The organism is Ruegeria sp. TASC047, from assembly GCF_059612445.1.
In genome coordinates this window covers 644,016-657,102 of record NZ_JBXWQP010000029.1, presented here as the reverse complement: position 1 = coordinate 657,102, position 13,087 = coordinate 644,016, and the positions used below count along the sequence as shown (strand labels likewise).

The window sequence follows — 13,087 nt, the reverse complement described above, 5'->3', positions numbered from 1 at the left end:
CCCTTCAAGGCCCCTAGGTTCGGGGCTGCAAACAAGGACAGCTAGACATGTATCGCTACTCCGAGTTCGACACAGCATTTTTGGCAGAACGTAACGCGCAGTTCCGCGCCCAGGTGGAACGCCGCATTGACGGCTCGTTGACCGAAGACGAATTCAAGCCGCTGCGCCTGATGAATGGGCTGTATCTGCAGCTGCACGCCTACATGCTGCGCGTCGCCATTCCCTATGGCACGCTGAACAGTGCACAGATGCGTCAACTGGCGCTGCTGGCCGAGAAGTGGGACAAAGGCTATGGCCATTTCACCACCCGTCAGAACATCCAGTACAACTGGCCAAAGCTGAGCGACGTGCCGGATATGCTGGACGCGCTGGCCAAGGTTGGCATGCACGCCATCCAGACTTCGGGCAACACCATTCGCAACGTGACCGCCGACCACTTTGCCGGTGCCGCTGCAGATGAGGTCGCTGATCCCCGCCCTTACGCCGAATTGCTGCGCCAGTGGTCGACCGACCACCCGGAATTCCAGTTCATGCCGCGCAAATTCAAGATCGCCATCACTGGCAGTGAAAACGACCGCGCCGTGATCAAGGCGCATGACATCGGCCTGCAACTGGTTGAGCGTGACGGCGTTCTTGGCGCGCGCGTCATTGTTGGCGGTGGCCTTGGCCGTACGCCCATGATCGGCAAGGAATTGTCCGAGTTTGTCGCCTTTGACGACCTGCTGGCTTATCTGGAAGCCACCGTTTCAGTTTGGAACCAGATTGGTCGCCGTGACAACAAGTACAAGGCACGTATCAAGATCACCGTGCACGAGCATGGCATCGACGCTATCCGCGCCAAGGTCAACGAACGCTTCCTGAAGGTCCGCCCGCAGTTCAAAGGCGCGGATATGAACCTGCTGGAAGAGATCAAGGGCCACTTTGCACCGCCTGCCTTCCGCCATGCTTCGGTTGCGTCGTTTGAAAGCGCCTATACCAACGATCCGGTCTTCCGCTCGTGGGTCGACACCAACATCGCGCCGCACAAGAATGCGGACCACGCGATTGTAACGATCTCGATCAAGAAGCATGGGGCAACACCGGGCGATGCAACTGCCGAGCAGATGCGCGTTATGGCCGATCTGGCCGAAGAGTTCGCCTATGACGAGCTGCGGATTAGCCATGAGCAGAACGTGATCCTGCCGCATGTCCACAAATCGGACTTGCCTGCAATTCACGCCAAGCTGAAGGAATACGAGCTGGCAACCGCCAATATCGGTCTGATCAGCGATATCATCGCCTGCCCCGGCATGGATTATTGTGCGCTGGCGACGGCGCGTTCGATCCCGGTTGCTCAGGAAATTGCAACGCGGTTCGAGGACCTGAAGCTCGAGCATGACATCGGCCACCTGAAGATCAAGATCTCAGGCTGCATCAACGCCTGTGGTCATCACCATGTCGGCCATATCGGCATTCTGGGTCTGGACCGCGCAGGTGTCGAAAACTACCAAATCACTTTGGGTGGCGATGCGACCGAAACTGCGGCAATTGGTGATCGCACCGGTCCGGGCTTTGCCTATGACGAAATCGTTCCTGCCGTGGAGCGCATTGTCGACACCTATCTGAACCAGCGTGCAAGCGCAGAGGAGACATTCCTGGAAACATATCGCCGGGTGGGCATGGCGCCGTTCAAAGACGCCCTCTACCCCGAGGCCCGCGCAAATGCCGCTTGACCTGATCCAGACGGAACTGGGCCGGGACAGACGCGAACTGACTGAACGTGTCGAAGACCTGAATGCCCGGTTCCGGCACCACAGCGCCCATGATGTCATGCATGGAGCGATTGATGAGATCGATGAGCTTGCTCTGGTCTCTAGCTTTGGTGCGGAATCCGTCGTTCTGTTGCACATGGCGGCGGTGGTGAACAAGGCAACGCCCGTTCTTTTCGTGGACACGCAAATGCTGTTCACCGAAACGCTGGAATACCAGCAGGAGGTGAGCGAGCGTCTGGGGCTTACCAACATTCGCATCATCCGGGCCGAGGATGCAGAGGTTGAACGCGAAGACCCATACGGCGCATTGCGCCTGCGCGACACCGATGCATGTTGTAACCTGCGCAAGACTTTCCCGCTGCAAAGGGCGCTGGTGGGGTTCGATGGCTGGATAACCGGACGCAAGCGGTTTCAGGCAGGCACGCGCGCTGCGCTGGAATTCTTCGAGGTCGAGGACGGAACAGGTCGGATCAAGGTCAACCCGCTTGCCCATTGGGCGCCCGAGGATGTGCGGGCCTATATGGAAGAAAACAACCTGCCCCGGCATCCGCTGGTGGCCAAAGGATACCCTTCGATCGGCTGTGCGCCCTGCACCTCGCCTGTCAAAGAGGGCGAAGATCCCCGCGCCGGACGGTGGCGCGATCAGAACAAGGAAGAATGCGGCATCCATTTTGTCGATGGCAAGATGATGCGCATCGGAGAGAAAACATGAACGTAATCGTAACGGATGAGGGCTTTTCGCCTGATGACTGGACCGACGGCTTTGTCACTCTGGATGACGCCGCCAATGACGTGGTCGCGCTAGACGTGAGCTCGGAGACAGACCCGGACGAACTGTTTGACCGGTTGGGCGGCACGAGGCTGGTTCGGGTAGACTTCCCGTCTTTCGCAGATGGTCGCGGATTTACCATCGCCCGCACATTGCGCCTGAAGGGCTACAAAGGCCGGCTGCGCGCCAAAGGGCATGTGCTTGCCGATCAATACGCCATGGCGCGCCGCAGCGGCTTTGACGAGGTCGAGATCGACGGAGAACTGGCAGACCGCCAACCCGAGGATCAGTGGCTGGCCCGCGCGAACTGGAAAGAGAATAACTATCAGGCCCGCCTGCGCGGCTGATCCCGCGATTGCCAGCCTGTGACGCAAAGGGGGCAATCTGTCCCCTTTTCCTGACTTGGATCAAAGATTAAACGGAGATGTCGGTTTAGCAGACCGGCAGGTAAACGATGACAGAGATGAAGCCCGTGAGCGAAGCAACCGCCGTAAAAGTCCCCGTCCTTCCGGATGCGCAAACTGTAACCGAAGTCAAACACTGGACCGACAGCCTGTTTTCATTCAAGGTGTCTCGCCCGGCCTCGCTGCGTTTCCGTTCGGGCGAGTTTGTGATGATTGGTCTGCTGGGTGACAACGGCAAGCCGTTGCTGCGCGCCTATTCCATCGCCTCGCCCTCGTGGGATGAAGAGCTGGAGTTTTATTCGATCAAGGTTCAGAACGGCCCGCTGACCTCGAAATTGCAACATATCAAACCGGGTGACCAGATCATCCTGCGTCCCAAACCGGTTGGCACATTGGTGCATGACGCCCTGCTGCCCGGCAAGCGCCTGTGGTTTTTTGCGACCGGCACCGGCTTTGCGCCTTTTGCCTCGCTGCTGCGTGAACCGCAGACCTATGAGGACTATGACGAGGTCATCATCACCCACACCTGTCGCGAAGTGGCAGAGCTGGAATATGGCCGCCAGCTGATCGACAGCATCCGTCAGGACGAACTGTTGGCCGAACTGATTGGTGAAGGATTTGCCGACAAGATCCGCTATTACCCGACCACCACACGGGAAGAGAGCCCAAAGATGGGTCGCATCACCACTTTGCTTCAGGACGGCACCGTGTTTTCCGACTTGGGTATTGACGGTGGCATCAAGCCCGAAACCGACCGTGCAATGGTTTGCGGTTCGTTGGCTTTCAACCTGGATATCAAGGAAATCCTCGAAGGGTTTGGATTGCGTGAAGGTGCCAACTCGGAACCCAAGGAGTTCGTGATCGAAAAAGCCTTTGTCGGCTAAAGCAACCCTGCGTTCAGGGCTTTGCCACCCTGAACGCAAAAAACACCGGCAGAAAACAAGTTTTTTCGCATTACCCTGTATTTATGCCGCTTGAAGTGCGGCTCTGCCCGGTTTAAATTCCGGGCTCGAAATTCTGCAATCATCAAAGGAATGAACCCATAGCTCGCAGACCTCACAACGCGCCGCCACAGAGAGACACCGGCCCGCGCGTCAATGATAAGATCCGTGCCCCCGAAATTCGCCTGATTGGCGCCGAAGGTGAAAACGTCGGGGTGGTTCATCCCGCCAAAGCCATGCAGATGGCCGCAGATGCAGGTCTTGATCTGGTCGAAATCTCGCCCAATGCGAACCCACCGGTCTGCAAGATCATGGATTTCGGCAAGTACAAGTACGAAACGCAAAAACGCGAAAACGAAGCGCGCAAAAAACAAAAAGTCATCGAAGTGAAAGAGGTCAAGTTCCGACCGAACACCGATACGCATGACTATGACGTCAAAATGAAGAACGTCTTTAAGTTTCTGGAAAAGGGCGACAAGGTCAAAGTCACCCTGCGCTTTCGTGGCCGTGAAATGGCGCACCAGAACCTGGGTCGCGAATTGCTGGAACGTGTGGCCGAAGACATCAAAGAGGTCGGCAAGATCGAAAACATGCCGAAGATGGAAGGCCGTCAGATGGTCATGATGATCGGCCCGCTTCCGCATAAGTAATCTGCTTAAAAGACAGAAACGATCAAAGCCCCTTCGCTGCCGAAGGGGCTTTTTTGTTCAGGTCGCGCGTCTGCTTCGTAACCAGTTGACCGCATCTCTGAAGTCGAAAAGCAAGGAAACTATGTCAATGATCAGAAGCACCCAAAGAAACTTGATAAAGGCAATGCTCAGGGTCGCATCGGAAAACAACAAAAGCGTTACGATGACAACCAGTGGAACCCAGCACAGAATGTGCGGCAAAGCCATCGCGCCGCTCATCCCGCGCGCAACCGCCATGATGGGTATGTTCAGCGCCATACCGGTCATCGCCAGAACAGCGATGAGCATCCCCTGCGGCTGATCAAGGAAAGCAAGCGGAACCAAATTAACCGGCACCAATATTACGGCCACCCAGATCTGCACCCAAAGGGGAAGCGCGCGGAAACTGCGCCAAATATCCAGCACCATTGATTTCGCTTTTTTAGATACTTCTCCCGCGACACTAACAAATAAGCTGCGGGCGAACAGTGCGCTCACGGTAATGTCAAAGCACGGCGGAAATGGCGCGTTCCAGTTTGCTGACGAGTTCGCCTATCTGTTCCTCTTCGATGATAAAAGGCGGCGCCAGCAGGACATGATCGCCGTTCCGGCCATCCCGCGTGCCTGCCATGGGATAGCAAATCAACCCTTCAGCCAGTGCTGCCTTTTTCACCTTACCTGCGATGCCACGTGATGGATCAAAAGGTTCCTTGGTGTCACGGTCAACGACCAGTTCAATACCTCGGAACAACCCACGACCACGGATATCTCCCACGTTCGGGTGCTGTCCGAATGCTGCCTCAAGGGCGGATTGCAGCTTGTTGCCCATGACCCCGGCACGCGCAGGTAAATCCCGTTCGGTCAACTCACGGACCACCGCCAATGCGGCGGCTGTGGCGACCGGATGACCGACATAGGTGTGCCCATGCTGGAAAAACCCTGATCCGTCGCTGATCGCGTCATAGATCTTGCCGGTGCACAGCATGGCCCCGATTGGTTGATATCCAGCCCCCAACCCCTTGGCGATACACAAAATATCTGGCGCAATGCCGTCATGATCGCAGGCAAACATGTGACCGGTTCGGCCCATACCGCACATCACCTCATCCAAGATCAGCAACACACCATAGTGGTCGCAAATCTCGCGAATACGCTTGAAATATCCTTCAACCGCAGGAACTGCGCCAAGGGTGGCCCCGACCACTGGTTCGGCCATAAATGCCATGACCGTATCGGGACCCAGCCGCAGAATTTCGGTTTCCAGTTCATTCGCCACACGCTGGCCGTAGTCAAAACTGCTCTCGTCTTCCGGTTTTTCAGCATATTCGTAGCAGGCAGAGATATGGGTCATCTCGATCAGCATCGGGGCGAATTGTGCCCGTCTCCATGCGTTACCCCCTGCGGACAAAGCCCCCAAAGTGTTGCCGTGATAGCTTTGCTTTCGCGCGATAACGTGACGGCGTTCAGGTTGTCCGATTTCAAGGAAATATTGGCGCGCCAGTTTGATTGCCGCTTCGGTCGCTTCGGACCCGCCCGAAACAAAATACACACGGTCCAGATCCCCCGGTGCATGCCGGATCAACAATTCGGCCAAAGCCTCGGCCGGTTCCGATGTCATGAACCCGGTATGTGCAAAGGCGATCTGTTCCACCTGCTGCTGTACCGCTTGGATCACAGCCTGATTCGAATGACCCAGACATGATACTGCGGCATCACCGCAATCCAGGTATCGCTTGCCCTCTGTATCAATCAGATAACAGCCATCGCCGCCAACCGCGACGGGGAGGTCCGATTTCGTGTGACGTGGGAAAACATGACTCATTTCTTTGCCCTTCCAAGCAATTCAACTAATGCTGCGACCGAAGCCGCGTTATCTGCCCACGGTCTGCCATCCGGCCCGGTCAGACTGTTTTCAAACCCAACCCGCACGTCACCACCGCGTCGCGCAGCCTCGGCTAGACAGGCATGTTCTTGCGCACCAAAAGCGCACACCATCCAACGGGCCGGGCTTTCTGGGAAGGCACCCAGATCGGATGGCATAGATTGCTGGCCATCCCTGTATCGCCCCAGAACAAGCAAACGGTCTGTCTGATCCGCCTGTACGATGCCCTGAACGTGCCAACGGTCCAGTAATCGTGCGTCCTCTGCATCATACAAAATGTGCTGAACCCGTGTGCCCTGATCCGCGCATTGTGCATAGACCCTGGGTGCAAGGTTAAGGTCGCGGGCGATTTCACGCACCGAGATTGAGGCCCATTCAGGTTGCACCTTTTGCAGACAGTCCAGTTGCGATGCTACGTCGAACTGCCCAACGGCTTCGGTCGTGATCTGTAGCTCCATTCCTGGAACCTCGCGCTGCAATTCCGCAAGCGTTTCCCGGTACAATCCGGCGTCCAGTGAATGCCGTCCATCTGCATCCCGAATATGCAGATGCAACCCGTCCGCACCTGCGGCATGGCAATCCCGTGCAGATATGACGATCTGGTCAATCCTGAGCGGCAAGGCGGGATGATCCAACGCGTTCCGCCGGGCACCGTTTGGCGCAACCAGAATGTAGGGCCTGTCCAAGCTGTCAGTTGTTTTTGATGTCATAGCACCACCCAAGTCTTTGCCTTCAGTTAGATTCGCTGGATGACGTTTTCAATTTACACTAAAGAAAACATATGTTTCTTTTTGGTATGGCACCCACCCTTGCAGCCTTGACCAGCCAAATTCGGCGCGAGATCGACGAGATGCCTGCGCAGATGCAAGTCGCGGCGAAATATATCATCGACCATCCCGGTGATTTCGGCCTGAACCCGGTCCGGGTGACCGCTAACCGGATCGGCATCAGCACCAGTGTTCTTGTTCGACTGGCGCAGCGTATGGGTTTCGACAGTTTTGACGCCTTCCGCCACCCATTTCGCCTTGCCCTCACAACAGACAGCGAAGACAGGATAGGTCATGGGTGGCTAACCACATCACTCGGCCAAGACCCTTTCCACGGCGCACAGGCCAGATTCGCGCGCAATGAGATGAATGTTGTGTCCCGCTCACTGCGTCTGATGGAGCCGAATTTGGCCAAGCGTGCCGTTGAATACATGGTGTCTGCACGTCACTGTTATGTGACCGCCACAAGGTCCAGTCATGCGCTGGCCTATTATTTTCACTACGCGGGGCGCATGGCCCATCCCGGATTACAGCTGATACCTCGGCACATGGGCTCGGCCATCGATGACCTGGTCGAGGCCACGTCCGAGGATTGTTTGTTTGCCATCACGGTCCATCCTTACTCCGCAGATACGATCCAGTCGATGCGCTTTGCCCGCGACAGGGCCATAAAGATTGTACTGCTGTCGGATAGCGAGGTGATTGCCCCCGGCGTCAACCCGGATGTGGTTCTGCCCGTCAGCACCCGCACATTACATCCGTTTTCAAGCTTTTCCGGCGCGATGGCGGTTCTGGAATGCCTGCTCGGTCATCTCTTTGATGCAGGGGGCGAAGCTGCACGGGATAGGGTCGAACAGTTTCAAAAAGCGCGGGAGGACACCGGCGCGTATTGGCGGCCCGGCGTTTTGCCAAGGATGAGAAAACCCTAGAATATCAATAGTACATACGCAATATCGCGGACCTTGGCGGCGGTCAGTCGTTTCGTTTCGCCCGCGGCTGGGGTCTGGTTGGGATTTCCTTCAGCAATCCGCCAACACCCATTCCGGCAATATCTGCGCCTGTTGTTTCAATCCCGCATGCGACACGCGACAGCACCCAATCCGCCCCATTCAACGCTGGAGAGCGGGCGCATCCCGGCAAACCGATCACAGGTCGGCCTTGCAGGTCCCCCAGAAACAGCAGGTTTCCCGGATCAACCGGCATACCAAAGCGATCAATCGTCCCACCGGCCTGCCGAACGGCCGACGGTGCGACATCGTTCGGGTCCGAGGTGGCCGAACCCGTCAATATCATTAGCAGATCACCCTTCCCCTTAGAAATCGCGCTGGTCAAGGAATCTGTTCGATGCGGAACAATCTGCACCTCCGAAAGCTCCATTCCCAATGCCTCGACCCGTCCCCGAATGGCGGCAATCCCCTTTTCGTTCGGTGGCCCACCGGGTATCTCTGAGACAACAAGACCGGCTGTCCGATGAACTGGCCGCGCCAAACGCACAGCTCCTTGTGCCAGCCCGGCGGCGCGCTGAACATCAGCCTCTGGCACGGCATATGAGATGACCTTAATGGTCGCCACCATGCCGTTCGCCCCCATTTGCTGGTACTGGGGAACGGTCGCAACGGTAATCATCGGATTGACCTGATTGAACATTTCAAGTGCGTGAACATCAAGCACGGCAACCCCGGGCCCATCGGCCAAAAGATTTACCCGCCCGGTAAATGCCTCGGTTACCCGCAAGTTGGCTGAAGCTGGATCAGGTGCCAGCGCAGACGCCAGTTTGCGTGCCGCCTGATCTTCATGGCAATCACCGGTATCCAGCCGGGCAACAATGACCTCGCTTAAACCAGCCTTTTCCAGTTGCGCCAAATGTTCCGAGCGCAATTCAAGCCCTTTGCGAAGCTTTCGCCCATCCGCTGTAACCGAATGCGCCAGAATGGCCCCCTCTGCCCGGGACACCGGTACAGGCCCAAATTTCATGCTTTCCCTCGAAGAACTGCAGTGATCTGCGCCAGTATCGCAACCGCGATTTCCGAGGGACCGGCGGCCCCGATATCCAGGCCAATGGGCCCATGAATGCTTGAGATTTGCGCATCGGTGAAACCGGCCGCTTTCATACGCTCAATGCGCTTGGCATGGGTGCGTGTTGACCCCAATGCACCGATATAGAACACATCGGCGTCCAATGCGGCTTGTAGCGCCGGATCATCAAGTTTTGGGTCATGTGTCAGCAAGACAATCGCGGTCCGCGCGTCCAGTCCCAGCTTCGCAACGGCTTCATCCGGCCAATCCGTCAGGATCGTTTCGCCGGGAAAACGCGCACTGGACGCGAAGGCGTCACGTGGGTCGATGATGGTTGGATCGTAGCCCGCAATCCGCGCCATCGGCACCAGAGCCTGCGCAATGTGAACCGCCCCAACGACCAGCAACCTCAGCGGCGGGTTGTGCACTGCGACAAAGGTCTGGCCATCTTCTTCGAACCCTGACCGATCCATGCGCAGCCTGTCGGCATAAGCATTGCGGCGCAACGCCTTGCGCCCGGTCTCGACATTGACTTCGTAGGCAATGGGTGCACGAGCGGCCCGAGCGGCAACCAGTTCCGCCAACATAGGTTCGGGCAGAACTTGTCCTATGGGTTCGACAAGAATGCGTATGGTCCCCCCACAGGCCAAACCAACCGCGAAGGCATCGTCGTCACTGACCCCGAATTCAAGCAAACGCGCTTCGCCTTCATCAATGGCTTCAAGCGCCTCGACGATAACAGCACCTTCGACACATCCACCAGAAACAGAGCCTTCTATCCGACCATCGCCGCCAATCACCAATTGGGATCCCACCCGCCGCGGCGCACTGCCCCAGGTTTCGACAACTGTAGCAAGCGCCGCGCCGCGCCCGCTGCGGTGCCAGTCAAGCGCCGTTTCAGGACTGTTGTCGAATCGCTCCATCGGAACCTCCGGATGACCTATGACACCAACATAAGCGGGATTTGCGGGATGAAAAGCGCACCAAGCTTACCAAAAGGTCTATATTGAACCCCATAAGGCAACGCCACGGCCTGAAAGATATTCAACAAATCATAGCATTGATTGTTTGTGACCCGAGTTCTAGCCTGTGCGGGTAACCGACATCAGGTCTGGCTTGCATAACAAACAATTCATAGATCGGAGACATGCAGTTGAAACGAATTCTTGCACTGGGCGCGGCAGTTGGTCTTTTGACTTCAACCGCAGCGTGGGCTGACACATTCCAACGCTATGGAGAGGTTGAAGGCTGGAAAGTCTTCATCGACAATGAAAAGAAATCCTGCCTGATCGAGGCCGTTGATGATGCGGAAAACGTCGTTCAGATGGGCCTGACAGAAGATCGCGGTGTCGGATATGTCGGCGTGTTCACCAAGGCTGAAACCGATATCAAACGTGGCGAGACGCAAGAAGTTGCTATCCTGCTGGGCGACAACATCTATCTGGGTGAAGCGACCGGCATGAAAGGTAACATCACCAAAGGCTATTCCGGTGGATATGTCCTGTCGGACAGCCCTCAGTTCGCGGATGATCTGGCCAAGAAAAAGGTCATGATCGTTTTCCCCGAGACAACCTATGCCTTCACGGTCGATCTGACAGGCACTTACAAAGCCATGGAGATGGCCCGCAAATGCAATGAAGAACAGCTGTCGTAAGCTGCTAGTCGGAAAGCGCGGCCATCAGCCGCGCTTTCTGCCCCTGGTCGTCGGGTTGTGAAATCGCTGTGGCCAAGTCTTCGAGTGAGGCAATCGAATGCCCTGCGCGAAAACTGTCAACATGCGGCAGCATCGCGGCAACCCCTTGCGCCCTGGGCGCAAACCCGTCCCAACGCAACAAGGGATTCAGCCAGATCAGGCATTTTGAGGACAGGTGCAGACGCTCAATCTCTTTCCTGAGGAGCTCGGGATCACCTCGCTCGAGCCCGTCGGTGATCAGCAGAACAACCGCACCTTGCCCCATCACCCGGCGTGACCAGTCCCGATTGAACTGATGCAGGCACTCGCCGATACGAGTGCCGCCCTCCCAATCCTGTGCCTCGGTCCCTGCGGCGGCAAGTGCCGCGTCTACATCCCGTTGGTGCAGGTGGCGCGTTATGTTGGTCAGGCGTGTGCCGAATGTGAAGGCATGGACCTTGGCCCAACCTGCACCCTTGGCGTTAGATACCGTGTGCAGGAAATGCAGGATGATCCGACTGTACTGGCTCATCGAGCCGGAAATATCGCAAAGTGCGACAAGATTTGGCCAGCGCGGTTTGGGTTGTAGCCTGGCAATATCGCGCAACTCACCCCCTTGCCGCATGGCCGCGCGCAAGGTGCGGGCACGGTCGATGCGGTGCCCCAGATGACTGGTCTGCCCGCGGCGTGATTCAATTGGCTTTACTGGCAGTGTCATCCGCGCCAAAACGCGCTTGGCCTGCGCGATTTCGGCCGTGCTCATCTGCTCGAAGTCCAGATTGCGCAGCCGCTCCTCGGACGATGCGGTCTGGGTTGCGTCGATTTCGATCTCGGTTTCGTCTTCCTCTTGTCCTGCAGCGTCCGGCAAATCACGCTCAACCCCGTCCAGCAGCGCCTCAGCTGCGCGCTTTTCACCGGCATCGGCATTGCGTTCTTCCTGAACGCCGCGAATTGCAGGAAGCATCATCGCCATCATGTGTTCCATGTAACGCGGATCTCGCCAGTACATTCGGAAGACTTGCGCGAAAACCACGCGGTGTTCCGGGCGGTTCACGAAACAGGCGTGTAAGGTCCAATAGAAATCCTGTTTCTCGGAAAAACCTGCCGCCTGCACGGCACGAATTGCGTCGATCACACGACCGGGTCCGATTGGCAGCCCAGCCTTTCTGAGTGCGCGGGCAAAATGGGTGATGTTGTGCGCCAGCTTTGGGTTGTCCGGGATATCCAGCGGAAGTTGTTCGGCCATCAGACGTTATGGGGGCTCTGCCCCCATACCCCCGGAGTATTTGAAAAAAGGTGAAACATCAAACCGGTTCGAGCGTGGCCTTGGCCTCGTCGAGGATGCGTTTTGCCTCGGACCCCTGAAGTTTTTGAATGTCGTCCTGATATTTCAGGATCGCACCCAGCGTATCCCCGATTACCTCGGGGCTCAGGTTCATCACATCCAGCGCCAACAAACATTTCGCCCAGTCAATGGTCTCGGCCACGCCGGGTTTCTTGAACAGATCCTCGGTGCGCAAACGTTGAACGAAGGCTACAACCTCGCGACTGAGTGCTTCCGCGGCTTCAGGCGCACGGGCGTGCAGGATTTCGATCTCCCGCTCGAAGTTGGGGTAATCGACCCAGTGATAGAGGCAACGGCGCTTGAGCGCATCGTGCACTTCCCGCGTCCGGTTCGAGGTGACGATCACGATGGGCGGTTCGGGGGCTTTTATCGTGCCAAGTTCGGGGATGGTGACTTGAAAGTCACTAAGCGCTTCAAGCAGAAACGCTTCAAACGGCTCATCGGTCCGATCCAGTTCGTCGATCAGCAGAACTGGCGCTCCGTTTTCGTCCGGGCGCATTGCCTGCAGCAAGGGGCGTTCGATCAAGTATTCGTCCGAGAACAGTTCAGTCTGCAACGCGCCCCGGTCGGCCCCACCTGCGGCCTCGGCCGTTCGGATCGCGACCATCTGCGCCGGAAAGTTCCATTCGTAAACGGCAGAAGACGCATCCAGACCTTCGTAGCATTGCAGACGGATCAGGCGCCGGTTCAACCCGGATGCCAGAGCCTTGGCGATCTCGGTCTTTCCCACCCCTGCCTCGCCTTCCAGAAACAACGGGCGTCCAAGTTTCAGCGACAGGAACACAACCGTCGCAAGGGCGCGACCGCAGACATAGCCCTGACGACCCAGCATCTGCTGCACGGCATCGATGGAAACTGGCTGTGTCATGGAA

General features: G+C 57.0%; 14 protein-coding genes. 7 read left to right on the top strand and 7 right to left on the bottom strand.

Going from position 1 to position 13,087, the window contains the following annotated elements; genetic code table 11:
* Positions 1-47: 47 nt before the first annotated feature.
* From AC2FLO_RS11010 to infC, 5 genes are all read left to right on the top strand, one after another.
* On the top strand, positions 48-1,712 hold the full coding sequence (locus AC2FLO_RS11010; protein WP_496752806.1) for a nitrite/sulfite reductase: 1,665 nt from the start codon (positions 48-50) through the stop codon (positions 1,710-1,712).
* Entirely contained in the window at positions 1,702-2,463 is a 762-nt protein-coding gene (locus AC2FLO_RS11005) for a phosphoadenylyl-sulfate reductase (RefSeq protein WP_267365586.1), read from the top strand. The genes AC2FLO_RS11010 and AC2FLO_RS11005 overlap by 11 nt, the downstream gene beginning before the upstream one ends.
* Positions 2,460-2,867, top strand: a complete 408-nt coding sequence (locus AC2FLO_RS11000) for a DUF934 domain-containing protein (protein ID WP_267365587.1) — start codon at positions 2,460-2,462, stop codon at positions 2,865-2,867. The genes AC2FLO_RS11005 and AC2FLO_RS11000 overlap by 4 nt, the downstream gene beginning before the upstream one ends.
* Before the next feature lie 107 nt (positions 2,868-2,974).
* Positions 2,975-3,808, top strand: coding sequence for a ferredoxin--NADP reductase (locus AC2FLO_RS10995; RefSeq protein WP_480537754.1), 834 nt, complete (start codon positions 2,975-2,977; stop codon positions 3,806-3,808).
* Positions 3,809-3,924: 116 nt separating this feature from the next.
* Entirely contained in the window at positions 3,925-4,515 is a 591-nt protein-coding gene (gene infC / locus AC2FLO_RS10990; protein WP_480492811.1) for a translation initiation factor IF-3, read from the top strand.
* A gap of 57 nt (positions 4,516-4,572) precedes the next feature.
* Here the strand turns inward: infC and AC2FLO_RS10985 are convergent, their stop codons facing one another.
* Genes AC2FLO_RS10985 through AC2FLO_RS10975 form a run of 3 tightly spaced genes read right to left on the bottom strand, consistent with a single transcriptional unit; the run spans position 4,573 to position 7,125 of the window.
* Positions 4,573-5,031, bottom strand: a complete 459-nt coding sequence (locus tag AC2FLO_RS10985; RefSeq protein WP_496752807.1) for a hypothetical protein — start codon at positions 5,029-5,031, stop codon at positions 4,573-4,575.
* 7 nt (positions 5,032-5,038) lie between these two features.
* Positions 5,039-6,355, bottom strand: a complete 1,317-nt coding sequence (locus AC2FLO_RS10980; RefSeq protein WP_480584013.1) for an aspartate aminotransferase family protein — start codon at positions 6,353-6,355, stop codon at positions 5,039-5,041.
* On the bottom strand, positions 6,352-7,125 hold the full coding sequence (locus AC2FLO_RS10975; RefSeq protein WP_496752808.1) for a beta-keto acid cleavage family enzyme: 774 nt from the start codon (positions 7,123-7,125) through the stop codon (positions 6,352-6,354). Before AC2FLO_RS10975 ends, AC2FLO_RS10980 begins: the two co-directional genes overlap by 4 nt.
* Before the next feature lie 71 nt (positions 7,126-7,196).
* Here AC2FLO_RS10975 and AC2FLO_RS10970 point away from each other — a divergent pair, with 71 nt between their 5' ends.
* Positions 7,197-8,111, top strand: coding sequence for a MurR/RpiR family transcriptional regulator (locus AC2FLO_RS10970; protein ID WP_496806708.1), 915 nt, complete (start codon positions 7,197-7,199; stop codon positions 8,109-8,111).
* A 43-nt stretch (positions 8,112-8,154) separates the two neighbouring features.
* Here the strand turns inward: AC2FLO_RS10970 and AC2FLO_RS10965 are convergent, their stop codons facing one another.
* Both AC2FLO_RS10965 and AC2FLO_RS10960 read right to left on the bottom strand, forming a co-directional pair.
* Positions 8,155-9,156 carry a molybdopterin-binding protein gene (locus AC2FLO_RS10965; protein WP_496752810.1) on the bottom strand — a complete coding sequence of 334 codons (1,002 nt, stop codon included), beginning with the start codon at positions 9,154-9,156 and terminating at the stop codon, positions 8,155-8,157.
* A complete protein-coding gene (locus AC2FLO_RS10960; protein ID WP_496752811.1) occupies positions 9,153-10,121 on the bottom strand; it encodes an XdhC family protein in 969 nt (322 codons plus the stop codon). Before AC2FLO_RS10960 ends, AC2FLO_RS10965 begins: the two co-directional genes overlap by 4 nt.
* A gap of 224 nt (positions 10,122-10,345) precedes the next feature.
* On the opposite strand from AC2FLO_RS10960, the gene AC2FLO_RS10955 reads away from it, so the two are divergent.
* Complete coding sequence (locus AC2FLO_RS10955; protein ID WP_480481159.1) at positions 10,346-10,852, top strand: hypothetical protein; 507 nt, start codon at positions 10,346-10,348, stop codon at positions 10,850-10,852.
* A gap of 4 nt (positions 10,853-10,856) precedes the next feature.
* On the opposite strand, the gene AC2FLO_RS10950 is transcribed toward AC2FLO_RS10955, so the two are convergent.
* Both AC2FLO_RS10950 and AC2FLO_RS10945 read right to left on the bottom strand, forming a co-directional pair.
* The gene (locus AC2FLO_RS10950; protein WP_496752812.1) at positions 10,857-12,116 is read right to left on the bottom strand and encodes a vWA domain-containing protein; all 1,260 of its coding nucleotides are present in this window, start codon (positions 12,114-12,116) and stop codon (positions 10,857-10,859) included.
* A gap of 58 nt (positions 12,117-12,174) precedes the next feature.
* Positions 12,175-13,083 carry an AAA family ATPase gene (locus tag AC2FLO_RS10945; RefSeq protein ID WP_480583993.1) on the bottom strand — a complete coding sequence of 303 codons (909 nt, stop codon included), beginning with the start codon at positions 13,081-13,083 and terminating at the stop codon, positions 12,175-12,177.
* Between the last annotated feature and the right edge of the window lie 4 nt (positions 13,084-13,087).

Bases quoted from the DNA above. Each gene is read 5' to 3' on its own strand.
- AC2FLO_RS11010 (WP_496752806.1), top strand. From the start codon at position 48: ATGTATCGCTACTCCGAGTTCGACACAGCATTTTTGGCAGAACGTAAC.
- AC2FLO_RS11005 (WP_267365586.1), top strand. From the start codon at position 1,702: ATGCCGCTTGACCTGATCCAGACGGAACTGGGCCGGGACAGACGCGAA.
- AC2FLO_RS11000 (WP_267365587.1), top strand. From the start codon at position 2,460: ATGAACGTAATCGTAACGGATGAGGGCTTTTCGCCTGATGACTGGACC.
- AC2FLO_RS10995 (WP_480537754.1), top strand. From the start codon at position 2,975: ATGACAGAGATGAAGCCCGTGAGCGAAGCAACCGCCGTAAAAGTCCCC.
- AC2FLO_RS10980 (WP_480584013.1), bottom strand. From the start codon at position 6,355: ATGAGTCATGTTTTCCCACGTCACACGAAATCGGACCTCCCCGTCGCG.
- AC2FLO_RS10975 (WP_496752808.1), bottom strand. From the start codon at position 7,125: ATGACATCAAAAACAACTGACAGCTTGGACAGGCCCTACATTCTGGTT.
- AC2FLO_RS10970 (WP_496806708.1), top strand. From the start codon at position 7,197: ATGTTTCTTTTTGGTATGGCACCCACCCTTGCAGCCTTGACCAGCCAA.
- AC2FLO_RS10965 (WP_496752810.1), bottom strand. From the start codon at position 9,156: ATGAAATTTGGGCCTGTACCGGTGTCCCGGGCAGAGGGGGCCATTCTG.
- AC2FLO_RS10960 (WP_496752811.1), bottom strand. From the start codon at position 10,121: ATGGAGCGATTCGACAACAGTCCTGAAACGGCGCTTGACTGGCACCGC.
- AC2FLO_RS10955 (WP_480481159.1), top strand. From the start codon at position 10,346: ATGCAGTTGAAACGAATTCTTGCACTGGGCGCGGCAGTTGGTCTTTTG.
- AC2FLO_RS10950 (WP_496752812.1), bottom strand. From the start codon at position 12,116: ATGGCCGAACAACTTCCGCTGGATATCCCGGACAACCCAAAGCTGGCG.
- AC2FLO_RS10945 (WP_480583993.1), bottom strand. From the start codon at position 13,083: ATGACACAGCCAGTTTCCATCGATGCCGTGCAGCAGATGCTGGGTCGT.